We start from the raw sequence: 24,757 nt of genomic DNA, 5'->3' as shown, positions 1-24,757 counted from the left end.
CCCCGCGCGCGGGTCCGTAGTCGGCTTCGCCGACTACAAACAGCCGTCGGCTTCGCCGACGGCCTGACGGCGTTTCACGCCGTCAGGGGCTCCGCTTCGCGGAGCCAGCCCCCGTTTCACGGGGCCTGTGGGGGTTGCTCTGGCCGCTTCGCGGCCTCTGAACTGGGTTTTTGCCGCTTCGCGGCATGCCTGGCTAGGAGGGAGGGGGCGGGGCTAGTCGGTTCCGTTTCCGTTCGAACATCCATCCTAACCCCCCTAAAAACCCGTTAGATTTTCTTTATTGAGCCCAACCATAGGGTTTATGCAATTCTTTGTCAAGTGCGCTGGTCGCGTCTTTATGGTGGCCATTTTGGCGGGTAATTCTGCGCGTTTTTAGAATACCCCGTAAGGGGTATTCATAACGGCCGTAGGCCGTTTCCTTTGCCCCGCAGGGGCGGGCCCCGGCGCGAAGCGCCTTAGAGGGGCCCACCGCGATAGCGGCGGCCCGTCAGGGCCGGGTCTTTTCCCGCCCCGTGGCCGAAGGCCACTCAGGGGGGCGGGGCTTCCTTTTGGGCCCGCGAAGCGGGTCCATGGCCGCCTGTGGCCGAAGGCCACTTCAAAGGCGGCCCAGCCCGTAGGGCTGTCGATTGCCCGGCCATTTTCCGACATGCGGAAAGGGGCGGCAACTGCCGCCCCTTTCCTTGGACTTCACTCCGCCCTATGGGCACGGGGTGCAGGTGATTTGAGCATCTGCCAACCCGTCCTTATGGGCGTGTCTCTCAGCCGTCGACCTTCTCGGCCTCTTCCTCGCGCTCCTCCTCGACTTCCGCCTCGAAGTGCAGATACCCCGATCGCACGATGCTGTCCGGGTCAACGGAGTTGAAGCGGGCGAGGTGGAACACGTTCGCGAGGAGGTCCCCGGCGATTTCGCCGAGGGCGTCCTCGCCCATGTCGAGGGTTCCGTCGCTGTAGTTCTGACCGGTCTTCAGGCCGAATGCCTCAAGGGCAGCCAGGGCCCAAAAGGCGCGGGTCTTGTTCGCCTCGGCCGGTCCGTCCGTGTAAAGGTCCGTCATTTCTCTTGCTCCTTCCTCTGGTTACTTCTGGTAGGCGGTGATTCGGGCGCGGACCTTTTCGGCGTCGAGGCATTCGGGGTGCCGGAAAGTCGAGGGCGGATTCCCGTTGCGGCCCCGGAGGTGGGACCAGTAGCGGGGGCCCTGCCAGCCGCACAGTCCGCACTTGAGGGCCCACGGGTTATCGGCCCCGGGGTAGCCGTGGAGCGGCGTCCACAGGTGCTCAGTCAGTCCGGCCATGGCCGCGTGTGCCGCCTTGGTGTTGCGGGGCGTGGCGGGCATTCGGGGGTGCAGCAGGGGGACGGGGCCGACGAGTTCGCGGGGGGCGGCGGTGCCGGTCTCGGTGTTCTTCTGCGGGGTGATGCGGCCCGCGTCGAATTCCTCGGTGAGGTAGCGCGCGGCGGCTTCACTGCCGGTGCTTCCGGCGCCGACTCGGAATTCGTCGGACTGTCCGGCGGGGACGGCGTACCAAGCGCCGTGCCACCGGTAGATGAGTCCGACGTTCTTTCCGTCGACGGTGACGGGGTATCGGCATTCCTGGTCGGCGTCGCCGAGCTGGAAGCGGGTAGTGTCCTGCATTTCCTGTGCCTCTCGTTCGTTCTCTTCACAGTCGGAGCACCCGCATTCGGCGGGGTCCATGTCGCCGAGGGAATGCACGTGACAGTCCGTGCAAATTCCGTCGTCGTGGACGGAGTCAACCCATTCGTTGCAGTAGTTACAGGTGACGGTTTCCTCGGGCCTCACTGCTTCGGCTCCGGGATTTTGAGCCCGGCGGCGATGGCGTCGAGGATGTCGGCGGCGGCCCATTCGAAGGCGTTGAGTTTGCTTGCCTCGAAATGGGAGTCGAGGGGCTCGTCGAGGTATTCGGCGAGGTACTCGTGCATTCGCTCGCGCGCCTCGGTCGGGTCCTGCACCTTGCCGAGGGTGCCGGTCTCGTCGACCGCCCAGACCTCGAATCCGTCGAGGTCGATATCGCGGTGGTCGAGGAGGTTTCCGCATTCGGGGCAGCCGAACAGGCCGTCGGGCCGAATGCGGTAGGCCGATAGGCCGCCGCACTGCGGGCAGGTAATTGGGGTCACGGAAATAGCGCCTTTCGCGTTGTGCTTCCGGGGCGTGACCCAGGAGGCCGCGCGGCGCGCCGCGTGCTTTTCGGCCCGGTGCGCGCCGAAGGCGCAGGGCCGAAAACCCTTTTGCCGGTGCGCGCCGAAGGCGCAGGCAAAAGGGCGGTCCGCGAAGCGGACCGAATCGGCGGTGAACGCGCCGAAGGCGCCCGCCGATTCGCCCGGAGGGGCCGCCAGGCCCCGCAGGGCGGTGCGCGGCGCGCCGTGTGGCACCCTGGGCCACGCCCCGGAAATAAGGGCCCGTGAGGGCCGTTAAGCGGCTCGCTGCGCCCTTGCTGCTCCGTGCTGCGTCCATGGGCGGAAACGCAAAAGGGCCCCTCTCCCGGATGGGAGAGGGGCCCTTTGTGGGGTGGCTATGCCGTTATGCCGCTGCGCCGCTTTCGATCCAGCGGATTACGTCGCGGGCGCGCCGCGCGTTCGACTCGGCGTGCGCCGCGCTCGGGAACGCCACCAGAAGGTTCACGAGCGGCTCGGCGATTTCGCGGGCCGACTCGGGGTCCTGGTCCCGCAGCATCCGCCACGCCCCGTGTGCGTTGCGGAGGACGCGCGCGCTCTCCTCCTGGGGCGCCATGGCGTCGCGCTGACGCTGTGCGGTCTCGACGAGGAGCTCGGTCGTCTCGGCCCATTCGTGGGTGTGTGCGGTGCTGGCGAGGGTCAGCCATGCGCGCACAGTCAGCACGTTGACCGTGTGCGGGTGCAGCGGGCCGAACTGTTTGGTGAGGTCCGTTTCGAGCTGGTAGGCCGTGACGATGGCCTCGGCGAAGGCCCCGGCGCGCTGGTGCGTGGCGAGCTGCTCCCACAGGGCGCGGTACTCCTCGGGGAGCGGGCTGTTCCACTCCTCGGGGACGGGGTGGCCCCATGCATTGGTCTCGGCGGCCCGCGGCGCCGACGGCTGTCCGGCCGTCTCCTGGCCGTGGCCCATCAAGGTCGGGGGCGTCTCGCGGCGCATGGCGACGGTGAACTCGTCGGCGTCCGGGTACGGGTGCCGGCCGCTGCTGGGCAGCGGCGGGGCGGGCTCGGGTGCCGGGGACGGCGGTACGGGGTGCGGGCGGTCGAGGGTGGTCACGCTGCCGTCTGTGGCCACGATCAGGGGCCATGCGGAGCCGTCGGGGTCCTTGGCGAGGACGCGCACGGGGCGGCCGTGTAGCGCGGCCTTGATCCGGACCTCGCCGAGGGCCAGGAGGCGGGCCTCGGCGGGGTCCATGCCGGCGCCTGTGACCTCCTGGCCGTTGACGGCGGCGGCCCCGTTCGCGTTCAGGGTGATGGTGTATACGGGCGTGGCGGGGACGGTGTCGGGGTCGATGTTGGTCATTGGTGCTGTCTCTCCGCTCTATCCACCCTTGGGGAAATACGGCGGCGCCCATCCGAGATAGGTTGCCTGCCAATGCTTCTCAATGTACGTCGCCGGGACGATGTCGATATAACCAGGGCGGAGTACATCAGTGCTCGCAATTTTCCCATCACCGATATAGATAGCGACGTGTCCCGCTCGTTTTCCTGTGTCCCAATACATGAGGGCGCCCGGCGGGGGCATCCGGTCGCCGTCGTGTCTCATGCTCGCGGGCATTTCCTTGTAGTGGTCTATTGCGTAGTTGACGCCGGAGAAGTTCCAGCCGTAGGCGCGGGCGACGAAGGCCAGACAAGCGCGGTACCAGTCGCCGGTACCGTTCTCGGATTCATTCTTGGCCCATGCGATGGCGTCGGCCGTCGAGCGCGGGTTCCTGACTGCTGCCGGCCAGTCGGCGGCTCCGTCGTGGAAGGGGGCGCCGGTCTTGCCGTTACCGCCACCGCTACCGCCGTCCTCGGGGTAGCAATCGCCGTTGTCGCTCTGGTCCGTGGTGGTGTCGTCGGCCTGGCCCGTGGCGGTCGAGCTGTCGCTCGTGGTGGCGCGTTCGAGGTCGATCCCGGCGTCTTTGGCTATGTCGCGGGCGGCGCTCTCCTGCCCTGCGTAGAGCTGTTCGTACTCCTTGGCGGGGTGCTGGACGGACGCGGCGGCCTTCCACAGGGGCATGGTTTCCCAGCCCTTGACGTCGGTCAGGCCGTGGATGCCGACTGTGGACTTTGGGTCGGAGCCGAACAGGAACATCCGGGTGGCGTACTCGGGGTTCATGATCTGCGTCCGGGTACCCCACCCCTGCGAGGGGCGTTGCTGGAAGAGCCCGACGCTATCGAGGTGGCCGTGATCCAGATTGAGGAGGCTGGACTCCTGAAGCGCGGTCATGAGGGCGACGAGGGTTGCGCGTCCGGACAGGCCGCCGTCTGCGGCCACGGTGTCAATGATCTTGGCGTTGGCTATCTGGTTCTTCCGGACGTCGCCCGTCGTGTTGTTCTGGGCCTGGTCGCCGTCGTCGTCGCCGTAGTCGACGCTCGGCTCTCCGCGGTCGCCGCACGAGTTGGCGAACGCCTGCCCTCCGCCGGCACCGGCCATGAAGCCGAGGAGGCAGAGGAAGAGCACGAAGACGACGGCACCGACGGCGTACGCCTTGAGCTTGACCGTGCCCTTCGTCATGGTCGACAGGGCACGGACTGCGTCGCGTGGCTCCACTACAGCCCCACGATTCGGGACACGTGCCACCCGGCGCCGCTGTTGGTCAACTCGGCCTGTACGACGGTGTTTTCGCTGTAGTTGGTGTATCCCTCGACGTCGACCTTCGCCGTCACCGTCCGCCACACCCGGACGGGGGTGTCGACCGGGAGTTTGCTGTCTGCCGGCCCGGCCTTGACGGTGCTCACCGTGGCCACTCCCCCGCGGCTGACGAGCTTGTCCCACGAGGGGTCATCCTGGCTGGCCAGGTTTTCCACGAGCGCGGGCGTCATGTAGGCGGCGGCCCGCGTGACCGAGGCCGAGTGGTCGCCGTCCTGTGGGGGGTTGCGGGTCAGGTAGAGGCGCAGGGCCTCTTGCGCGACGTGGTCCGGGTCGCTGAGGTCGACGGCCGCGGACGGGGAGGAGCTCGGCACCGCCGAGGACGAGCTCGGGGAGGAGGCGGGCGCGCCGTCCTGGGCGCTGGCGGTCGGCGTGCCAGTGGCCGCCGCCTTGGGCGCCTGGTGGTCGCTGTCGCCGAGGAGGCCGGGCCACAGGTAGCGGGCGCCGACGCCCGCGGCCAGGACCGCCACAACGACGATCAGGGCCGCGGCCGGGCGGATGGGCTCGCGGCGGCGCTGTTCGCGGACCCATTCCTTCGAGGTGCGGCGGACCTCCTCGCGGTGCTCGCGCTTGGCCGCCCGCCGGTTGCGCATCCCCTTCGTGCGCTTGACCTCGTCGGGGTACTGGAAACTGGCGAGGATCTCCCGATAGTCCTGCGGGGTGCGCTCGTCCTTGTTGGCCATGGCTCACCCCTTCTTGTTCGTGTTCTTGGGAGCAGCGGGCGGGAGCTCGCGGCGTGCCGGCGCGGTGGCGCGCGGCGGGGGCTGCTGCCCGCTGCGGGCCGGACGCTTGGGCGGCCCGTTGCGGGTGGTGCGGATCACCGTCGCCTGAATGACCTTCGGTTCGCCGGGGGCGGCCGGTGGCGGGGCCTGCCGGAACGCGTAGTTGGGCGTCGTGCCGTTCTCCGGCCGCATGGTCGGGGTGGCGGGACGGCTGCCGGTCGTGGTGCTGCTTCCCGCCGGCAGAGCCTTGGGTCCCTGTGGCTGCGGGGGCAGCGTGGCGCGGGCCTTGCCTTGGACGTCCGGCCGGGGCTCGCGGTCGAGGGTGATCGTGGGGCCGCTGCTCGTACGGCCGCCGGGGATCGCTCGCCGCGGGTCGCCGGGTGGCAGGGCGGGACCGGCGCCGCCACCGGCCGGGGCCGGGAGGGGTCGCGGCGCGGGGGGCCGCTGTGGCGGTACGCGGGTGAGGGTGGCGTCGATGTCGTCGGCCGAGCCGCCTCCGCCGCCGCCAGGCACCAGGGGACCGCCGCCGCCTCCCCCTCCGCCTCCTCCGCCGGGAGTGCGGCGGCGGCCGGGAAGGGAGATCGGCGGGCGGGGAATGCCGCCTCCGCCTCGGCCTCGGCCGCCGCCTCCGCCGCGGCTGAGGATCTTGGTCAGCATCGCGCCGGCAACCATGCCGTTGGTGGTGCCGCGGACGCCGAAGATCTGCGCAATGACGCCCCGGAAGTTGAAGCCGACGACGGCCGCGGCGATCGACAGGCCGGAAGAAGGCAGCCATCCGTACTGGCCGAACATCTCCATGGTGGCGGCCTGCAACGCCAGGACGGCGCCGAGGACCATGGTTGCGATGGTCGACTCAAGGGCGCGGGCGAGGAGTTGATCGAACCAGGCAAGCCCCCACTGTCGTGGGCGCCCGGGGATCACCCAGAGGCACGCAAAGATGACGCCGGTCAACAAGAGCATCAGGGCGCCGAGGAGGCTCGCCAGGCTGGTGAAGGCGAGGACCAGGACGAGACCGGCGAACAGAATGATGGAGATCAGCGAGGGGACAGTGACCATGATTCGCCCGACGGGGCTGTGTCCCTGACGCCAGGTCACGCTACCGCTTCCGACCGCCTCGGTTGTGACGTTGTCTTGCAGCCACTTTTTCCGCTTGTCTTTGTCCGCTCCCTGGTCGAGGAGGTCTTTTCCGTACTTCTTGCAGACCTCGAAACTTCCGAATTCCGCGACACACCAGGGAGTTGACACATAGGCACGCCACACTGTGTCAGAGGACTTGCGGAGCATGTCGTCCCGGCCGTTGCCGCTGAATTTCGGTTCGTGGTCGATCTTGAACGGGAAGTCTCCCGAGCCGTCGCCGATTCCCTGCGATGTGGCGTTCAGGGTGACGGATGCTCCGACTTGGCGCACCGAGTCAACTCCGGAAATCCAGGTCGAGGGGCTGGTGAGGAGGGAGACCGCCACCACACCGGATACACCCACCCAGGCGATTTGCGACATGGCTCCGCCGCCGCCACCGCGCTTGTGCTGGACGAACGCGACGAGGCCGCCAACCGCGAGGGCGCTCGGGAGGAGGGTCTCCGTGAGTCCCTTCGCGGCTCCGCCGATGCTGGCGGCCATGGCGTTTTCCAGCGGCGGGATACGCGTCAGTTGGAAAATCCACGTGACGATGACGACGCACGCCTGACCGATCACCGCGATAAACGCCATGGTGATGTCTGCGACGAACTCGGCCATCGGGTCGAGTATGTCCCACTTACCGAAATCGGAATCGAGCAACCACAGGTTCGGGTTTCGGTAGGTCTCGTAAAGCGTCCCTTGCCCCGCTGGAATGTTGCTGTCGGGCGACGGCATGAGGTCGCCGATTCCGACGGGGTCAATGTCCGCGGCGCTTGCATGTCCGGCGCACACCATCAATGTGGTGAGCGCGAACAGAATCGGAATGACCACGTTCCGCAGGCGCGGAACCTGATAGACGAGCACTTTTACCCCCCGGAAAGGGCGGTGCGGACCGGCGAGCCGTGTCCTTCGTCGCCCTCTTGAATGTCTTCGTGCTGGTCGATGAGCCACGCCCCGCCCTCGTCGACCAGGCGCAGCGCGCGGCGGCTGGTGGTCGACTCCTTGCCGGGCCACGTGACGGTGTACGAGACGAGGACGCCGTACCCGGACGGGTGGGAACCGCTGGCCGGCACCTCGACGAGGTCCGAGACCTGGACGGGTCCGGTGTCGGCGCGGTCGGGCCCGCTGGGCGTGCTGGATGCGATCGGGGCAGGCGTGGAGCCGTCGGCGTAGGTCGGCGGCGAGTACGACGGCGAGGGGCTCGCCGAGTCGGCGGCCGTCGGCGTCGAGTCCGGCGTGTTGCGTGCGGCGCACTCCTCGACCGTGCCGTCCCGCATGGCCTTGGTGCTCAGGCGGCAAGCGGCAAGCCAGTCAAGGCGGTTGGCGGCCGTCTGGTAGGAGTTGGCCGCCTTGAGGACGGCGTCCGTCGGGTCCTTCTGCCCGCTGCTGCCCTTGGTCCCGCTGTCGTCGGAAGAGGACGAGCACCCGGCCACGGCCAGGATGCCGGCGGCGAGGATGCCCGCGGCGGTCGCCGTCTTGCGGTTCATGCGTCCACCTTTTCCATGACGGGGCCGTTGCCCGGGAGTTCCATCGCCTTCGGGCTGGTGTCGAGGAGGTCACGGAGTTCGAGGCTCGGCACGTCCCACTGAACGGTGGCGCAACGGAACCGGTGATCCCTGATCACGCAGTGCCCGTGCCTGATGTCGCCGTTCGGCAACAGGCCCACCGAGTGGATGAGTGCCCTTGTGTGCGCGTCCTTGGGCAGGCCGAGGAGTTGCGCCAACGCGTCTTGTTGCTCCGGGGTGGTCAATTGGAATCCTGCGACCGTGGAGAGCTGTTCGAGGACGCCGACGAGGCGAATGAGGCTCTCCGGGTCCTGCGTGTCCAGCAAGAGCGCGGTGTGCAAGGCCCTGCCCACGCGCGCGATGTAGTCGAGGAACTTCGCGCCCTGCTCGGTTTGGGTCAGGACGTGGACCTCCGGCACGGTCACCACCTTGCGCAGGCCGCGCAGGTCTCGGCGGCCCGCGGTGGTGATGCCGAAGGCGAGCATGCTGTGCATGAGGGCGACACTCAGCCGCTCGGCGGGGTTCCACTCCTTGCGGGAGGTGCCGGGCAGCGGCATGGAGAGGCCCGGCATCTGTACGACCCAGATCCCCGGTTCGGGTGTGATCGGCGGGGCGTCACTGGTCGGGCGTCCCATGAACGGGGCGCCCAAGGTGTTCTGCGCGAGCTCGTAGAGGGCCTCGCCGGTCTTGCGGCCGAGTTCGTCATCCATCCGCTGGAGGTATTCGATCACCTTCCAGGTGGCGGGCTGGCCCTGGTTGATGACCGCGTTCACCGCGCGCGTGATCGGGATCTCGGCGCCTTGCTCGCGCAGCCACTCGGGTGTGGCCATGCTGAGCTGTGTGGGGACTTCACCGCGGGCGACGTCGACGCCTTCCTCGGCCAGGAGGGTGAACAGGTCAGCGGTGCCGGCGAATCGCTGTCCGGTCTCCACCAAGTGGGCGTTGAGGCCGTAGCGGCGGGCGGCCGAGACGACGCCGCCCAAGTCGCCCTTGAAGTCGAGCCCCAGGACGAAGGCGCCGCGATGTGCCGCGTCGAGCATGGCGAGCATGGCCGCCGTGGTCTTGCCGCGACCGCTTCGCCCGACGATCGCTGTTGTCGTTGCGTCGCCGCGGTCACTGCCGGCGGTGATGTCCAGACGGAAGGTGCCGGGGGTGCTGCCGGTGAGGTACCCGACGATCGGGCCCTCGTCGGCGCCGACCTTGGCGCCGCCCCACCACCAGGAGCCGGACAGGGCGGTGACGTCGCGGACGTGGCCGAGGTCGGGCACGCGGAGTTGGTCGCCGGGCTGGCACTCCAACCACATCTCACGCTGTTCGTCCTCGGCGACAACGACCTCGATCCCCATCCCACCGAAGTGCGTGATCACGGCGTCCACCCGGGCCCGGAGATCGTCGAGGGACGTCTCGGACGTGACGATCAGCCGGGGGTGGTCCTCGACGAGTGTCACGTCTTCGCGGGTCAAGTCCCGCTTGAGCCGAGACATGGCGGTCTCGGTCTCCTCGATGTCCTCGCCGGGGTCTTCGGCGCTGGCGTTCGCGGCGCTGTGCCGCTGTTCCTTGGCCGAGCGCCTCACGTCATCGACCTTCTTCCGCGCCTCCCGCTTGGGCTGCACACGGAATCTCACGCTCGCCTCGGGGTTGACGGGGAAAATGAGCTCGTCCTCGTCGTCGAGCTCGACGTCTTCCTCTATGTCCGGCACATAGTTGATCTCGGAGAGGACCCTCAACCACTCCCCGTTGCCCGGGGATTCGAGGTGTTCGGGGAAGCCGGGCATGGCGAGCACCGACACCCAGGCGGCCACGTCGCCGTGGGCGTTGACCACCCGAAGGTGGTCCGGGTACGGGAGGAGCCTGCCGCGAGTCAAGGCGGCCACCTTGGCACCGCTGATGACGCCGGCATTCGCCGCCGGGAGCGGCGCCGCGCGGTGCTGCTCCCGGGAGATCATCCACGCGAGCATTTCCACACTCGCGGGCTGCGCCTTCCACGGGGAGGACTCAAGGCGGCGGTGAAGGCGGCGCATCTGTGCGTCAAGGCGGGCGAGCTCGCGCGGGGTGACGTTCGAGGTGAGGCCGAGTCCCTCCTGAATGCTTTTGCGGCTGATCCTGGCGGCCTGCCCGGCACGGTCGGTCAGCCGGACACCGAGCAGGAGGTGACGGGTCGGGAGGCTGATCTGTTCGAGGCGGCGGATGCGCAGGCTTGCCCACTCGTCCCAGGCCCCGGCGGTGAACAGCTCTTCGGCCTCGGCCGCGTAGTCCTCGGCGTGCAGCGGGGACCACAGAACCCGCAAGTGGCACTCGTAGCCGACCAGAATCCGCGCGAGCGCTGAATCGGCCTGGTCGAGCTCGGCGTCGCGGGCGGTCTCGCTCATCAAGTCGGTGTTGCTGCTGGCGAGGACGTACCACGCTTCGGTGTGGTCGTCGGTGACCACGAGTCCATCGCTCAGGGCGACGTACTGGGGGGCGGCGGCCGAGCGGTCGCTCCCCACACCGACGAAACTCCCGAGCCTGCGAAGCACCTTCACGACTTCCCCCTTTGCTTCATTGCCTTGCGTCCGTACGCCTTGACCACGGCATCGGGCCCGAACAGACGTGGACGGGCGGCGAGCCGGATCGGCGCGCCGGCACCCTGCGGGATGGACTCCTCGTCACCGAGCCACCGCTCGATGAGCCCGCCGAGGGGCGAGTCGACGAGGAATTCGAGGCGGGTCCCCCACCGGGCACGGCGGTTCATCCACTCGCTTCGGGTGGCGGCGCGTCGGCCGCCGCTGACGATCGGCCGGTGGCCGAGGACGAGATAGCGGATGCCGATCGCCCATTGCGTGATCTTCCATCGGCGGTCGATGGATGCGCGTTGCGCGCCGTAGACGGTGATGATCAGCGGCGGCAGGAAGTAGGCCGTAAACGTGGCCTTGCTCGGGGCGCCGAAGATCAGCAGCAGGGCCGCCCACCACACGCCGTTGAGGACCAGGCCCATCACGAGCGGGCGGCGCGGCGCCCCTTCCCCCAGGTCGAGGCCGAGAATCTCGTGTTGTTTCGTCTCCAGCGCAAAGTGTTGGGTGTACGTGTTGCCGATGCGCATCAGGCGGACCCCGAGACCTTCCCCCAGATGCCCGTCAGGACGGTTTGGACGGTGTCGGGGGCCCAGACGTAGGCGCCGACGAAGACGGCCGCCACGCCCATGGTGACCATCTCGCCCCACTCTTTTTTCAGGAAATGACCCACGCCGCGGACGGCGATGATCGCCGTCAGGACGTTCCCGGCGACGAGGAGAATCCAGTCCTTCAACTCGCTGCCGGTGGTGAGTCCTGCGGCGAGGACGACGCCGGTAACGGCGTCGGCCCGGTAGGCGTGCGGGCTGGTGGTGGTCGAGGCCCACAGGGTGAGCCGCGCTTTGATGACGGGCAGTGCGGCCGAGGCCGCGCGGCGGAGCTGTGGCAACACGGGTTCGGTTCCCCCTTGGTGGTGATCGGGTGCGCTGACCGGGGCGCATGACGGCGGCTCATGTTTTATGAGCTGGGGACATACGGTCACAGCGAGCCCCCGTGGACGTCGGCCACCTGCCACCGCGCGGCGTCGCTGGACGACACGCGCGTGAGGGTGACGCGGTAGGTCTGCTCGACGGTGGCCCCGCCGAGGGTCCAGGAGACGACCGCGGTCCCGGTGCGGTCGCTGCCGGTGCCGTCGTCGACCGACCAGGACGACAGATCCTTGTACGTGATGCCGGCGGGCAGCGCCGGGACGCTCGCGCCGGGGGCGGTGACGGTGTCCGTGTCGCCCGAGGCGTAGGCCCCGAAGAACTTCTCAACGACGCTTTGCGTCGCCGCGCTGAGCTCCGTGTCGGTGTGCGCCGTCGACAAGTCGGGGGCCTTGGGGCCGTGCGCCGGAATACCGACCAGGCCGGGGGTCCCGGTGACGATGACCCGGCCGGAGGTCTCGACAACCGGCACGTCGAGGCCGACCCATCGGGCGGCCTCGGCGGTGGTGGTCTTCTTCCCCTTGGTGGTGGTCGTCGTCTCGGGACGGATCAGCACATCGACCCGTACGCGGGCCTGGTCCTGCTTGCCGTGGGTCACGGTTCCGGGCTGGACGGCTAGCACGTCCTGACTTCCGTGGCCGTCCCATCCCATGGTGGTGTCGGAGTCCGCCGGCAGGACAGAGGCGAGGAGCTTTGCCCGCTCGTCCGGCTGCGCCTCGTCGAACGTGAGGTACGCGCGGGCGAACCGGGCCGCCACGGCTTGCGCCTCCTCGTCCGGGTAGGCCGCCGCTTGGGTCGTGGTCGTCTTGGGGGCGGGCGCCGTCGCCTTCGCGGGGAAGAACCATTGCCGCACTCCGGTGATGGCTGCGAGGACGACGACGAACCACAGCAGACCGCGGCCGAAGCGACGGGCGAACGCGGCGCCGGACTTCTCCTCTTGCGGCACCCAGGGCGGGACCGGCTTCGCGGCGCGCACGGGAGCCGGTGACGGCGGAGCGGCCACGGCCGAGTTCGCCTGTTGCTCGCGCAGCCGGTTGCCCGCGGACTCCCACGGGTTCACGGGCCCGGGGGTGGCCGGTTCACTCTGCCGAGGGACACCCTCCCCCGCAGGCCCGCCGGTCTTCGTTGGTTCCGGCAGACCCGCAATCTTCCGCAGGACGCTTCCAAACGACGGCACCCCGTAACCTCCCCCAGAATCAAGCGCTTTCACCCCACGAGTGATCGACCCTATGCCGCGAGTGATCAAAGCGTCAAAGAAGTTCGTAACCAACCCGCACGCGCTGTGCCCAACCTGTGACACGTGCCCAGCGGTGATGATCAAGGGCCGCTAGAGTGCCGCCCCGAACCGACAACGAACGGGGGACGCAAAGGGGTGCGCATACATCGGGTACGCGTGCGGAAGCTGCGACTTTCACACGGCTGGACACAAGATGAATTGGCCGTACGAGTCGGTTGTTCCCGCAGCACCGTTTCCACCTGGGAGACGACAGGCCGTCCTCCCCGACCGAACCGACTGCAACACCTTGCACACGTTTTTGGGGTCCCGGTTGGCTACCTCATAATTCCCGGCCATTCTTCGATTCTTCATTGTCTGCGCACATCTGCGGGACTGCTACAAAAGGACGTCGCACGCCTGTTGAAAGTGTGCGCATCGACATATTGTGACGTCGAGACCGGGCGCCAGGAAGTACCGGAAAGATGGGTCCCGATCCTGAGCAAACAGTACGACGTCACACCGGAAGTAATCCGGGGATCACCGACGAGGGATGCACACAATACCGGCGGCGGGGGTACGGATTCGTGATTCACACCGCCGCCGCCACATTTCGAGACTCCCCTATTTCCGCCCCTCGTAATGCTCCTGCCAGAGATCGGCGCACCGCCGGTTGATGATGTCGACGGATGTCCCGGCGCCTCCGTACAGAATGACGCTAAGAGGGTCCTTTCGGACGGACGACTTCCTGAACAGGTTTGCCGCGGAATCGGCAAGGTCATTCAGAAGTCGGTTTGCCCGGTCGTTGTCGACAGGTGGAATGGGCCATCTCATGTGCCAGCCTGAGCCGACAAGGAGGGGCGCGGTATCGGCGTACTCGTCGCCGGAGTACGCACGAATACGCCCGTGTACCAGATCAATGGAGAGGAACGCCCGACTCCCGATTTCGAGGTCATTCCCTCCTTGAGCGAGATAGTCGCACGCGATCTCTTGACCCGCCACCTTTTCAGGCACTCGGCGCCCCCTCGTTTTCCTTGTCCCCTGCGTTCTTGCGAGGGGTGGTGTTGTTCTTCTCCTGCCATGCCACCCATTCCGCGAGCCACGTTGTGAGCTCCTCCTCGGAGTAGAAGGAGGTTTGCCCGTCGCTGACCCCCTCGGGGGGCGTGATTCCCCGCTTTTCTCCGCGCTTGAAATACGTCCGGGTCGTTGACGCCTTCCACGGGAGAATGCCGCGCTCGAATGCGTCGGCGAGGCTGTACGTCTCGGGGAGGGCCTCCTCCTGGTCCTCGGCCTCGGCAGGGACGAGCTCGGTGCCGGCATCTGTCGCGCCGCCTGTCGCGTCCCCTGTCGTGAGTGCTGCTGTCGTGTGCTGTGAGCTGGGCGAACCCCCCGTGATCCCCCTCGCTGCGGCTGACACGACACCGGGGAGCGACTCGGGTCCGTACTTCCCGCCGGGGAGGAAAGCGGCCGTCGCCGCGGTCTCGTTCACCTCGGCGAGGAGCTCGGGGGTAATCCACGGCGCCATGTGCCCCGCGTCGAACCAGGCCGGGGCCGCCGGGCACTCCGCAAGGTAACGCCCGACATCCGGCGTGATGTAACTGGGCTGCATTTCACGCACGTACACGTAATCCGCCTCTGGGTCCTTCCGCTGGTCTGTGTAGGCGCCGCGGCCAGGAATTCCGGTGTCGTACCCGATGACGGGCGTGCTCTGCCCGTACGCCACACCCCAAGAGATGCGGTCCTGTCGGCCAACAGTGGCCCGAAATCCGATCTGGGCGCGTTCCGTCGTTCCACCGAAAAAGGAGTTCGCGAATTGCTGCGTACCTACGACGACGCGGTGATTCGACGACCGTCCTTGCAGGAGGATAATCGAGAGCCAGTCAAGAAACGGCGGGGTCCCCTTGCCTTTGAGCCCGTAACGCCACCAGATATAAGCGAGCTTGATCAAGGTCGGGAGCTCGTCAATCACAAGGGTGCGCGGTACGAGCTGCGCCCGTAGCTGCGGGTCAGCTCCTTTTTGCGTAGCAGCTTCGGCCGCCATCATCGACGTAAGGAATTCGGCGAATGCTGCGACGCACTCCCGGACCGTCTTGTGAATCCGGACGCCCGAGAACCCTTCGGCCTCGATAAGACTGTTCCGCTTGGTGTCGAGAATGTCGATCAGCTCGCCATTCTGCCGACCATGGACAACGGGAATGTATAGGACGGTGCTCTTACCCGAGCCGGTAGCACCGGCCACGCCCCAATGCGGCGTTGCGGTCTGCGTCTCGATAACGGCATCGACGATGAGATCGCCCTCGATGGCGAGGCCGAGGAACACGCGGCGCGGGTTTCCGGTGGGCTTCCACGGGACGTAGTCGGGAAGGACGGGTTTCGGTGTGGGCTTCGGTTTGGGCGTCCACTGGACGTAATGCTCTTGCCCGGTACGCTCCCATTGCGGCACCCAGTCGCCGGGAACGCGCTCCTCGATAACCCGCTCGATGGCGGCGACGGCCTCGGGGCCGCCTATCCAGCTCGCGGGAATGCGCAGCACGATTCGGGCGTCTTCCGCGCTCATATCGTCGGGGACAGAAAGCCACCGGGACCGCTGTTCTTTCTCGTCGAGGCGCAGGAGTTGACGGGCCGCCACCCACACGCCCGGCCCGTAGATTTGTCTATCTGTCCACACCGGCCGTACGCGCCACCAACCGAGCCCGGCCGGGCTGGTGAGTGCGGCGACAAAGACGGCCAAGGCGACGCCAATAAGGGCGAGTTGAGTCTCCTCGGGGAATCGCCACAGTCCCCACGCGAGCGGCAAGGGCGACAGACGGACCGCTGAGCGCGCAGCGCGCGGCCACCTGTACCAGATACGTAGGACGCGCCACAGGCCCGCGAGGGCACCGAACAGGACCCGCGCGGGGGCAGCGGCGGCATGGACCCAGCGGCGGGCCCGGGTGGGCTTGTCGAACGACACCCCCGACACAGCGCCCACCGCCGCGCCGAGCTGGTCGACGGGCGTCTCGGTGGCCTGGTCGTCCGGCAGCGGGGCGCCGGCATGCCACCATGTGGCCTCGCTGCGCGGCTCGGTGACGAGCTCGCGCCCGCCGACGTACCGGCCGATGCCATCAATCAGCGAGCCGAAGAACCGTTCAATACTGCGGTTGAACTCCTTACGGTCCGCGGGTGTGCCCTGGTTGGCCAGGACCGCGACCACGACCAGGGCGCCGAGGCCGAGGCCGCCGAGGCTGAATCCGCCGCCCGGGAGCCCGTCCACGAGGTCCGGGAGGTCCGGAAGGGCTTCCACTGCTCCCCCTTTCTGTCCGCACGCCCACCGGGGGTGCCCCTTGATCCTCGCGCACAGCTACGACAGCGCGCGGCCGGGTTTCACCCCCAGCAACAACGCGCGCCCGACCCCCAGGGGATCGGGCGCGGGCCGCCGCCGGGCCTGCCGGTCAGCGCAGGTAGCGGAGCATCACCGCGAAATGGGGATCGGGCGCGGGCCGCCGCCGGGCCTGCCGGTCAGCGCAGGTAGCGGAGCATCACCGCGAAATTGGGACTGTCGGGGAAGGGCTGACGGTTGCCGATCTTCCGGTACTCCCACGTCTCGTAAAGAGACTGCACCTTGGGATGGTCGGGGTCGACCAAGAGCACGGCCAGGGCCTCCGGCCTGTTCTCCACCAGTGCCACATGCAGGCGCTCGGCGGTGCCGGTCTTGCGCCACCTCGGCCGCACCATCAGCTCAGACACACTGAACGTGGAGTCGTCCGCTGGCGGCTCCGTCAGGTGCTCACGCCACCACTCGCGGCCCGGCGCGGCCGGAGCACCGTACGCGAACCCCACGGGTTCGCCGTCTTCGTACCCGACGACGCACGCGAAGCCCGGATTGCCTCCCCAGTGGTCCACGAACCACGGGAACCGCTCGTCGAACTCGGTCATGTCGTCGGCGTAGGCGTCGGCGTGGACGTCAAGGAGAGTTTGCCGGATCTCGGGAAGGTCGTCGTGGCCGTAGTGACGGAGTTCGACGGTCGCCGTGGTCATGCGGGGGTGCTCCATTCGGTCCGGTAGCGGTCGGTCCACTCGTGCGCGACACGCGGGGGCGCAAGGGTGATCAGGTCGCGGTGGAAGTCGCCGAGGAGTCGGCGCATGCGGCCGGGGAGCGGGTCACCGGCCATGATCTCGAACACGGCCGCGCTGGTGGCGCATGCCTGCTCGACGTCGCCTTGGTGGAGCTGGGCAAGGGCCAGGCGTGCGGTGGTGTGCCCGCGGTTGCGCCGGTAGCTGTGGGGCAGTGCGCCGAGCGCCCGGTGGGAAGCGGCCTCAGCCTCCGCCGGGTCGCCGACGACGTCCCGCACGATGGCGGTGAGCGAGTACAGCTCAGCGGGCCCGTAGAAGGCGATCCAGGTCGGGCGCGGGTCTGCCAAGTCGACCTTGCCTAGGGCGTCTTCGGCGCGGCCGAGGGAGCGCAGGGCCGCTGACCGTCGGTCTCCGGCGTGCGCGAGGCTGATTGCGGTCCGGGCGTGCGCGAGGGACGCATGCAGAGGGGAGCGGCGGGCGATGGTCGTCGTCTGCATGGCCTGTGCGGCGGCGATGGCTTCGCCGTAGTCGTCGCGCTGACGGGCGAGCATGGCCCGCAGGTTCCAGACCTGCATGGACATGTCCGGGTCCTGGGACATCCCGGCGAGGGTCAGTGCGCGGTCCAGGTGCTTGCCGGCGGCGTCGAGCTGCCCGGCGTCGATCATCGACCATGCCGCCGTCGAGACGAAGTCGGATGCGACGGCGTACAGGCGTTGGCGTACGCGCTGCGTGGCGGAGTGCTGTTGGAGACTCAGGGCCTCGTCCGCCCCGGCGAGTGCTGCGCGTTCCAGGGCGGTGTGTCCGCCCCGCGCGGCGTCGAGTTGGACGAGGGTTTCCACGCTGTCCCGTAGCCGGATGACGTCGGAGGTGCCAACACGCTGGGGGCGGGAGTTCGGGGAGGCGATGAGCGGTGCGGCGACGGCGGCGACGGTGCCGGTGGCCGCGCCGACGAACCGGCGGCGGTGCACTGAAGGGTCCTCCGGTAATGCTGCTGGGGGTAATGGTGTGGTCTTGGGGTTCCCCCGAGGCACGAACCCTAGGTCAGTGGCGGTCAGGCCGGTGACCCGTTCGAGCGCGATGCGTTGGCGCTCCTGGGGCCACCGGCTCTTGCCGGCCAGCCACCGGTACCCGGTCCGCTCAGACGTAGTGCCCTGGCGGCCGGTGAAGTCGTGGATGGCGTCGTTCACGGCGTCGACCAACTCCTCGATCGACATGTCGTGACGATCAATCCAGGCGGCTAGGTGCTCGTTTTTGGTCTCCGCCATGCGCTCACGGTAGGCGGTGCGGATTGCCACGGACAGTAAAGGGCAAGTCAATTCGTCAGTACGCGTGCAGGCATTCCAAGCGATTTCGTCATGCCCGCGGCGCGGTGACTGTGGGTTAGCTGGTGTGTACGGCTCCGCTCGTGCCTCCGTCCCCCGAGGGGCACGGGCGGGGCATCGAACCTGACGTGAGCGCGAGGCAAGAGACATGACGACGCGCAGCACAACCCCACACCCCATGCCGGCGAACCTGGTGGACGCTCCCACCATCAACCGCGACCGGCTGACGGATCGGCAGCGCGCGGGTACGTCGTGCGCCTGGTGCGCCGGGACCGCGTCACCTCGGTACCCGGTCGGTGACCTGTACGCATGCGATCCGTGCGCGGCGATGTACGGCGTCCCGGCGGTGACGCCATGAGCCGTGACGACGACGCGTTCCCGGCGGCGCTGGACTCCTGGACGCCTGCGGACTGGCGGGAGTACCGGGAACGGGTCGACGACGGCGAGGGTTCCGCGGCGGCGATCGACGCCATCAACCGCCGCCGTCGGCGGCCTGCGTGGGAGGCGTCCGGCACGGAGGCATCCCGGTGACCGCCGAGCACTGCGCCGGGGTCGGTGACCTGGTCCGCGACACCGAACGATCCCGCGTAGGTGTCCTCACGGATGTTCGCGGCGGTACGCCGATCCTGCGCCCGCGATACGGCGGCGGCCTCGATGACCAGTGGCCCGCGCAGTGGGCAACCGTCGAACTCGTTGCCCGGCGCGGCACGTGGGAGTCCGAGTGAGCGGCCGTCACCGGATGCCGTCCGACGACGGCCGCACCGTCGGGGCCCTGTTACTCGGCTCGGTCGTGGCGGGGCTCGCCCTGATGGCGGCGCAGGTGCATACAGCTCGCGCCGTCGCGCCGGTCGCGGTCCAGCCGGACCGCCCGTCGGCGGATGCGCTCCCGGACCGGCCCGCCCCCCACACGGACCGGCACGGCGACCGGCCGCCGCTCCCCTGATCCCCGGCAACGGGCCCCAATGTCCCTCGTCGCCCTACCGCTGACCGCCAAGGAGACACCTTGACCGGCACCGCATTACCGCAGACCGCCGACCTGTTCGCACTCAGCGCCGACCGCATCCACCGCGCCGCCGACGCCCTGTGGCCCGGCGAGCCGCTGACGCTCGGCGATCACGTCCCCTCGGTCACCGGCTACGTACACCGCGCCAGCATCGGCGGCCGGAGCGTGTTCGCGAAGGACTCGATCCTTGGCCTGTCCCTCGTCTCCGTGCTGCGCGGTGTGGCCGGTGACCGTGACACGGTCCGTGCGGCGCAGGCCGCTTACGCCTCCTCTCCCGGCTCGCTGCTCGCGCGGGAGGCCGCACAGCTCCGCGTCCTGGACGCGGCCGGCGTCCGGGTCGGCCGGTGCACCGGCTACACGGCCGGAGTGCTGTTCACCGAGCCCGTAACGGGCCCGACCCTCGCCGACCTGATCGCCAAAGACCCGGCGCGGACTGGCGACTTGCTCGCCGCCGCCGTGACCGCTCTTGAGGCTCTTCAGCGCCCGCAGGTGGCCGCTCTGGTCGACTCCGCGGCGATCCCCGAGCGCAGCATCGACGGCACGTTCCGCAGGAAGTTCAACGGCGTCTCGGGCCGTCTCTACATGAGCCGTCTCGGCGTTGACCGGCTCGATGAGCGCTCCCGGCAAGGCGTCGCCGCGGTGGTCGGCGTGGTCGTGGCCCGGCTGCTGAAACTCCGCCTCACTCCGCCGATCGGCCCCACGGTGATCGTCTACGGCGACTTGAAGCCGGAACACATCCTGTGGCCCGACGGCCCTGCGGAAGCGCCGGTGTTCATCGACCCCGGCCTCTCGCGCGGGCCCGCACACCACGACATCGCCAAACTCGTCTCACGCACGGTCCTCGCACTGATCACCGCCCCGCACATGGACGGCCCGGCCGTCACGGTGGCGGACGGGATCGCCGCGTTCGTGGCCGGGCAGACGCGCCCCCTGGGCGGGGCCATGCGCGGCCTGTGGCTGCGCCGGCTGCTCGTGACGTGGCTGATGGACACGGTGAACATCCTCTCCACCTACCTCAGCGCCCCCGCCACGCTGCCGCTGCCCGAGCACGCCCAAGCCGTCATCGACCAGGCAGAAGCGCTGTGCACGCTGCTGGACCTGGTGAGCGCCACCCTTGCGGCCGGGACCGCCCCCGATACCGCGTGGCTGCTCGCCCTGCGGACCGTGACCCGGGCGGCGGCCCGGTGACCGGCCACACGGTCGGCATCGTCGGTGCCGGCGCGGTCGGTCAGACCGTCGCCGCGCTCCTCGTCGGCGAGCCCTGGTGCAACCGGCTGCTCATCACCTCCCGCACGGCCGAGAACTCCGCTGGTCTGGTCGCTGGTCTGGTCGCTGATCTGGACGACATGGCCCACGTCGTCCACGCCGACACCCGCGCACGGGCGGCCACCGTCGCCGAACTGGACCAGGCGGACGCCGTGGTGATCTGCCCCCGGGCCACGTTCGCCAACACCGCCACCCGCAACGTGCGCATGGCCGGACTCGACGCGAACGCCCCGCTGATCGCCGAACTCGGCCGCAAGCTCAGCGGCTACACGCGCCCCGTCGTCATGGTGACCAACCCCGTGGACGTCCTCTCACGGCTCCTCGCCACGATCAGCGGAGCCCCCACGTACGGGATCGGATCAGCAACCGACACCGCCCGCTATCGTGCCGCCCTCGCCGCCCATCACCGCGTGCCCGTCTCGGCCGTGGACGGCTACGTGATCGGCGAACACGGTGACGGCGCGGTCATCTGCGCCTCGACCACCACCGTTCACGGCGCCCCGTGCACCGTGCCGCTGGAGCTGATCCGCGCCGAACTCGCCGACCGGCCGCGCCGGATCAACGCCGGGATAGGCCGCACCCGGCACGGCCCGGCCGCCGCCGTTCTGTCCGCCCTGCGCAAGCTCCTGGACGTCGAGGACGGAACCGATGTCCTGTCCGTCAACCGCGGGGGCGTGTGGCTCGGAATCCGGTTGCACATCCGCGCCGGTCGCCCGACTGTTCAGCCTCTGACGCTGGACCCCCACGAGACTGCGGGCCTGCTCACGGCCCGCACCAAACTCCAAGCCGCCTACAGCCAGATCAGTCACTACGAACAAGGAGCCCGTACGTGTCTCTGACCGCAACCCGCATCCACGCCGATACCGCAACCGTCACGGTCGCCAGCCAGACGGCGGCGATCACCGATTGGTCCGCGCGCTACTTCGGCCCCTGGTGGAACGCCGCTGCCGCCGACGACCCGGGCCCCGGTTCCCTCGCCGACGGCGGCGGCCTGGTCCTCGCCGACGTCGACCCGGGCCGCGTGGACGACATCGCCGCCCTCGTCGCGGACTGCGGCCCCGAAGAGACCATCTACGCGAACGCCCGGACCCTCGTGGGCCGCGCGGACGGCATCACCTACGCCGTGCAGCCCGAGGAACGGATCGGCTACCAGGCCAACGGCCGCCGCCTGGTCATCGTCGGCGGTGAACTCGAACCGGTGGCCGTCGCCGCCGCCCGCCTCGCCCGCGAACTCGTCCGGGGGCAACTCCTCGCCGACGGCTGGACCGTGCTGCACGCCTCCGCCGCCACCCAAAACGGTGACGCTGTCCTGACCCTCGGCGACAAGGGCGCGGGCAAGACCACCACCGGGCTCCTCCTCGCCCTGGGAGGGTGGGGGCTGCTGGCCAATGACCGCGTCTTCGTCCGCCCGGAGCCCGACGGCCGGGTAAGGGTGCTGCCGTGGCCGTCCGCCGCCGCACTCGGCCTCGGCCTGCTCGATGCGACCGGCCTGTACGACCAGGTACGGGAAAAGGTGCTCGCCGGCGGACAGCTCCACCCCACCCAGCACCCCACGGTGACACAGGCTCTCGTGGACGACCGCCGCGAGCCGCTGTGGAAGGACACCGGAAAAGAGCTGAAGCCCCAGTTCTTCCCCGATCAGCTCGGCTCGTGGCTCGGCCTCACCCTCGCCACCGAGGCCCGCGCGGCCGGTCTCCTCTTCCCGACCATGAGCCCTGACGCGGTCCCGGCTCTCGTAGAGAACGGACGGACGCTCACCGACGCGGACGTGTTCGACCAGAAGACCGAGGACCGCTACCCCGACATCTTCGACCTGACCCCCACGACCGCGACCGGCACCCAGGCCCTCACCGAGTACCTCGCCCGGCTACCGCGCCGGTCCATGGTCCTCAGCCACGACACGAACGCGTCCGCCGCGCTGCTGACCAAGACCGCTGAGGAGCTCATCACCACCCGCTGAACGGCCCCGTGAAGTCCTCCGGCCAGGGGTAGCGGGCCCGCCCTGCAGAACGGCCGGCACCACGAATGCCACGGAGAGGGCGGCGTACTCTGGGAACGGGTCGGCCCCTGGTGATTTGAGCACCGGGGGCCGACCTATTCAATGGTCCTGGCCCTCCGTCGACCGGCTCCGGAGGTAGTCCTCCCGCATCCTCTTGATGATGCGGCGACCTTGGATTCGTTGTACCCACTGCGGGGTGAAGGCTTCACCGAGAGTCGCAGCGCGCAGCGTCGCGAACCGGTAAAGCGAAACCACCACGTACAGAGTGACCGCACCGACTACCACGAACCGGGCCCAATCCACGGGTTGCCCCTCCCTCGTCGTCCCTGCCTCGGTAAGCACCGTAGCGGGCGCCTCTGACATGAGATCTGTCCGCCAAGGCACGCGCATTGCGTGCCATCGTCGGGCCCGGCGTGCCGAGCGAATACGGACGGAAGTCGACACGGTCCGCCTGACGCGCGAGGCCCTGGCTCGGCGGCGCGAGCGGCAGCTCGCAGCGGGCGCGCCCACCGCCTGACTCCGCCCCACATGCCGGCGCCCGGCTCCCTATCGACGGTCAAGGAGTCGGGCGCCTTCGTCTGTGCGGGCGGGTCAGTCTCCGCGGCCTCGGCCCTCGTCCGTCTCGGGCTGGTCGGTGCTCCTGCCGAGCCGTACGCCTGCGAGCCCAAGACCCCCTTGCAGACAGGCCGTTACGAGGATCACCACGGCCCAACCGCCGAAGAACAGGCCGCACAGTAGGCCGCCGAGGGTGAGGACGACGAGGAGGGCGGCGAGGACCGAGGCGTACGACGGTGCGGAGTGCCAGCCTCGCAGAGCGACCATGCCGCCGCTCCCGACGATCACGGCCAGCACGCACAAGGCGGTGCGGAGCAATGCGAATCGAAGTGCCGTCCAGGCGTCCCCTGCGGTGCGCCCGTCCCCCCGTGTGGTCATGTCAGAGCCTCCCTGTTCCCTCGCAAGCCTAGATCGGCACTGCTCGGCGGTGCGGTCGGGAGCGTCTAGCCCTGCTCGGCCGCGGGGCGCGCTTCACGCAACGGAGCGCCCGCCCCGTGCAGGGCGGGCGCTCGAACGTACCGGTGGTCAGTCGCGGTCGGCGGACGGCGCTCCGTGGCCGTCGATCACCCAGGCCGCTTGATCCCACACCGGCTCGGTGCCGTCGGCAATCCGGTGGAGGAGCTCGACCAGGCCGCGGCCGTCCTCGTCGGCTGCGGTCGACCGGGACCACGGGAGGGTGCCGTCCCACGGCATATCAGGGTGGCCCGAGGTGGGGTGGCTGGTCCACGCGTACCAAGCGCGCCACAGGCTGGTGACGTAGACGGCTGTCCCCGTGGCCCACGGGTGCGCGCGGAGGAGTTCCTCCGGGGTGGCGGAGGAGTACAGAGGCTGGTCGACCGCGTCCAAAAGCCGGGTGGGGTACCGGTTGACCGGGGCGCGGTCGCTTTCCCATACGACGGCCGCGCCGGTCGTCAGTGCGTCGAGCTGGTCGAGGACGGCGGCGCGCTCGGCGCTGCCCGCAGTCCCGGCCTGGGCCGCGTACACCACGTGCCGGTCGTGGAGCCGGACGACGGCCACCGATGCCGGCGGGGCGTCGTGGTCGGCGGCGGCCACGACGAGCAGCACGGCCGAGGGGTTCGCGATGAGCTCGCGGGCGGCGCGCTGCGCGGTGTCGTGTTCGGTCCACAGCCGTACGGCGAGGCGACAGGGCCCGCAGTGTCGGCCGCGGCCGAGCGGCTCCTCCTCTCGGGTGTCGCAGCGTCGGCAGATGTGTTGCAGCTCGCGGGCACGGTCAAGGGCGGCCCGCTGTGCCGGGGTGGCCTTGCGCTTGGGGACGGCGTCGGCCCTCACGTACAGGGGCGCGTAACTGTTGCCGTGGTAGAGGACTTGGGCGACCGGTTCACCACCGGGTTTGAGCGGCGGCTCCATCTCGGCGAGTTGGGTTTTGGTAGCGAGGGTGTCCGGTACCTGGTCCCATCGGGTGTAGCGCTGGAGATCCGGCAGGGCTGGAATGGCGGCGGGCAAGGGGTGTCCTCCTGTCGGCGAGTCTGGCCTCGCGTGGGGTGTAACGAGTTCGGCGGACTCGCCGAACTGCGGAGCACCCCGCCCCCATGGTGAGCGGGGCGGGGTGCTCGGTCTGGGAATTGAGACGGGGCGGGGGGGGGGGGGGGGGGGGGGGGGGCCGCCCCGCCCCCCCCCCCGCCCCCCCCCCCCCCCCCCCCCCCCCCGCCGCCCCCCCCCCCCCCCCCCCCCCCCCGACCCACCCCACCCCACA

Annotated in this window: 25 protein-coding genes; 7 read left to right on the top strand and 18 right to left on the bottom strand. The window is 69.2% G+C overall.

The window, feature by feature from the left end; all coding sequences use genetic code 11:
• Positions 1-758: 758 nt before the first annotated feature.
• From ACH4ZX_RS38825 to ACH4ZX_RS38770, 12 genes are all read right to left on the bottom strand, one after another.
• The gene (locus tag ACH4ZX_RS38825; RefSeq protein WP_398283398.1) at positions 759-1,052 is read right to left on the bottom strand and encodes a hypothetical protein; all 294 of its coding nucleotides are present in this window, start codon (positions 1,050-1,052) and stop codon (positions 759-761) included.
• A 21-nt stretch (positions 1,053-1,073) separates the two neighbouring features.
• Positions 1,074-1,628, bottom strand: coding sequence for a hypothetical protein (locus tag ACH4ZX_RS38820; protein WP_398283396.1), 555 nt, complete (start codon positions 1,626-1,628; stop codon positions 1,074-1,076).
• 161 nt (positions 1,629-1,789) lie between these two features.
• Positions 1,790-2,383: a hypothetical protein gene (locus ACH4ZX_RS38815; RefSeq protein WP_398283394.1), complete on the bottom strand. Its 594-nt coding sequence runs from the start codon at positions 2,381-2,383 to the stop codon at positions 1,790-1,792.
• A 148-nt stretch (positions 2,384-2,531) separates the two neighbouring features.
• On the bottom strand, positions 2,532-3,482 hold the full coding sequence (locus ACH4ZX_RS38810) for a hypothetical protein (protein ID WP_398283392.1): 951 nt from the start codon (positions 3,480-3,482) through the stop codon (positions 2,532-2,534).
• Between the two features lie 18 nt (positions 3,483-3,500).
• On the bottom strand, positions 3,501-4,679 hold the full coding sequence (locus tag ACH4ZX_RS38805) for a peptidase M23 (RefSeq protein WP_398283390.1): 1,179 nt from the start codon (positions 4,677-4,679) through the stop codon (positions 3,501-3,503).
• Positions 4,680-4,714: 35 nt separating this feature from the next.
• Positions 4,715-5,497 (bottom strand): hypothetical protein, encoded by a 783-nt coding sequence (locus tag ACH4ZX_RS38800; protein WP_398283388.1) that lies wholly within the window; start codon positions 5,495-5,497, stop codon positions 4,715-4,717.
• A gap of 3 nt (positions 5,498-5,500) precedes the next feature.
• Positions 5,501-7,516, bottom strand: coding sequence for a hypothetical protein (locus tag ACH4ZX_RS38795; RefSeq protein ID WP_398283386.1), 2,016 nt, complete (start codon positions 7,514-7,516; stop codon positions 5,501-5,503).
• Positions 7,517-7,518: 2 nt separating this feature from the next.
• Complete coding sequence (locus ACH4ZX_RS38790) at positions 7,519-8,139, bottom strand: hypothetical protein (protein ID WP_398283384.1); 621 nt, start codon at positions 8,137-8,139, stop codon at positions 7,519-7,521.
• Positions 8,136-10,679, bottom strand: a complete 2,544-nt coding sequence (locus ACH4ZX_RS38785; protein WP_398283382.1) for an ATP-binding protein — start codon at positions 10,677-10,679, stop codon at positions 8,136-8,138. Before ACH4ZX_RS38785 ends, ACH4ZX_RS38790 begins: the two co-directional genes overlap by 4 nt.
• Positions 10,676-11,236 (bottom strand): hypothetical protein, encoded by a 561-nt coding sequence (locus ACH4ZX_RS38780; protein ID WP_398283380.1) that lies wholly within the window; start codon positions 11,234-11,236, stop codon positions 10,676-10,678. The genes ACH4ZX_RS38785 and ACH4ZX_RS38780 overlap by 4 nt, the downstream gene beginning before the upstream one ends.
• A complete protein-coding gene (locus ACH4ZX_RS38775; protein WP_398283378.1) occupies positions 11,236-11,598 on the bottom strand; it encodes a hypothetical protein in 363 nt (120 codons plus the stop codon). The genes ACH4ZX_RS38780 and ACH4ZX_RS38775 overlap by 1 nt, the downstream gene beginning before the upstream one ends.
• Before the next feature lie 86 nt (positions 11,599-11,684).
• Positions 11,685-12,692, bottom strand: coding sequence for a conjugal transfer protein (locus tag ACH4ZX_RS38770; protein WP_398283377.1), 1,008 nt, complete (start codon positions 12,690-12,692; stop codon positions 11,685-11,687).
• 240 nt (positions 12,693-12,932) lie between these two features.
• On the opposite strand from ACH4ZX_RS38770, the gene ACH4ZX_RS38765 reads away from it, so the two are divergent.
• The gene (locus ACH4ZX_RS38765) at positions 12,933-13,436 is read left to right on the top strand and encodes a helix-turn-helix domain-containing protein (RefSeq protein ID WP_398283375.1); all 504 of its coding nucleotides are present in this window, start codon (positions 12,933-12,935) and stop codon (positions 13,434-13,436) included.
• A gap of 33 nt (positions 13,437-13,469) precedes the next feature.
• Here ACH4ZX_RS38765 and ACH4ZX_RS38760 read toward each other — a convergent pair whose 3' ends face one another.
• From ACH4ZX_RS38760 to ACH4ZX_RS38745, 4 genes are all read right to left on the bottom strand, one after another.
• Positions 13,470-13,859: a hypothetical protein gene (locus ACH4ZX_RS38760; RefSeq protein WP_398283373.1), complete on the bottom strand. Its 390-nt coding sequence runs from the start codon at positions 13,857-13,859 to the stop codon at positions 13,470-13,472.
• The gene (locus ACH4ZX_RS38755; protein ID WP_398283371.1) at positions 13,852-16,128 is read right to left on the bottom strand and encodes a type IV secretory system conjugative DNA transfer family protein; all 2,277 of its coding nucleotides are present in this window, start codon (positions 16,126-16,128) and stop codon (positions 13,852-13,854) included. Before ACH4ZX_RS38755 ends, ACH4ZX_RS38760 begins: the two co-directional genes overlap by 8 nt.
• 215 nt (positions 16,129-16,343) lie before the next feature.
• Entirely contained in the window at positions 16,344-16,862 is a 519-nt protein-coding gene (locus tag ACH4ZX_RS38750) for a GNAT family N-acetyltransferase (protein WP_398283369.1), read from the bottom strand.
• The gene (locus ACH4ZX_RS38745; RefSeq protein WP_398283368.1) at positions 16,859-18,163 is read right to left on the bottom strand and encodes an XRE family transcriptional regulator; all 1,305 of its coding nucleotides are present in this window, start codon (positions 18,161-18,163) and stop codon (positions 16,859-16,861) included. Before ACH4ZX_RS38745 ends, ACH4ZX_RS38750 begins: the two co-directional genes overlap by 4 nt.
• A gap of 411 nt (positions 18,164-18,574) precedes the next feature.
• On the opposite strand from ACH4ZX_RS38745, the gene ACH4ZX_RS38740 reads away from it, so the two are divergent.
• Genes ACH4ZX_RS38740 through ACH4ZX_RS38715 form a run of 6 tightly spaced genes read left to right on the top strand, consistent with a single transcriptional unit; the run spans position 18,575 to position 22,449 of the window.
• Positions 18,575-18,751, top strand: a complete 177-nt coding sequence (locus tag ACH4ZX_RS38740; RefSeq protein WP_398283366.1) for a hypothetical protein — start codon at positions 18,575-18,577, stop codon at positions 18,749-18,751.
• Positions 18,748-18,945, top strand: a complete 198-nt coding sequence (locus ACH4ZX_RS38735; RefSeq protein ID WP_398283364.1) for a hypothetical protein — start codon at positions 18,748-18,750, stop codon at positions 18,943-18,945. Before ACH4ZX_RS38740 ends, ACH4ZX_RS38735 begins: the two co-directional genes overlap by 4 nt.
• The gene (locus ACH4ZX_RS38730; protein WP_398283362.1) at positions 18,942-19,163 is read left to right on the top strand and encodes a hypothetical protein; all 222 of its coding nucleotides are present in this window, start codon (positions 18,942-18,944) and stop codon (positions 19,161-19,163) included. Before ACH4ZX_RS38735 ends, ACH4ZX_RS38730 begins: the two co-directional genes overlap by 4 nt.
• A 60-nt stretch (positions 19,164-19,223) precedes the next feature.
• Complete coding sequence (locus tag ACH4ZX_RS38725; RefSeq protein ID WP_398283360.1) at positions 19,224-20,411, top strand: phosphotransferase; 1,188 nt, start codon at positions 19,224-19,226, stop codon at positions 20,409-20,411.
• Positions 20,408-21,328, top strand: coding sequence for a lactate dehydrogenase (locus ACH4ZX_RS38720; RefSeq protein ID WP_398283358.1), 921 nt, complete (start codon positions 20,408-20,410; stop codon positions 21,326-21,328). The genes ACH4ZX_RS38725 and ACH4ZX_RS38720 overlap by 4 nt, the downstream gene beginning before the upstream one ends.
• Positions 21,319-22,449, top strand: a complete 1,131-nt coding sequence (locus ACH4ZX_RS38715; protein ID WP_398283356.1) for a hypothetical protein — start codon at positions 21,319-21,321, stop codon at positions 22,447-22,449. The genes ACH4ZX_RS38720 and ACH4ZX_RS38715 overlap by 10 nt, the downstream gene beginning before the upstream one ends.
• A 630-nt stretch (positions 22,450-23,079) precedes the next feature.
• Here ACH4ZX_RS38715 and ACH4ZX_RS38710 read toward each other — a convergent pair.
• Both ACH4ZX_RS38710 and ACH4ZX_RS38705 read right to left on the bottom strand, forming a co-directional pair.
• Entirely contained in the window at positions 23,080-23,421 is a 342-nt protein-coding gene (locus ACH4ZX_RS38710; protein ID WP_398283354.1) for a hypothetical protein, read from the bottom strand.
• 147 nt (positions 23,422-23,568) lie between these two features.
• On the bottom strand, positions 23,569-24,507 hold the full coding sequence (locus ACH4ZX_RS38705; protein WP_398283352.1) for a hypothetical protein: 939 nt from the start codon (positions 24,505-24,507) through the stop codon (positions 23,569-23,571).
• Positions 24,508-24,757 lie beyond the last annotated feature (250 nt).

Origin of the sequence: Streptomyces sp. NPDC020490, from assembly GCF_044335305.1 — a bacterium.
In the GTDB taxonomy this organism is placed as follows: Bacteria; Actinomycetota; Actinomycetes; order Streptomycetales; family Streptomycetaceae; genus Streptomyces.
This window is presented reverse-complemented; position numbering and strand designations above follow the sequence as displayed.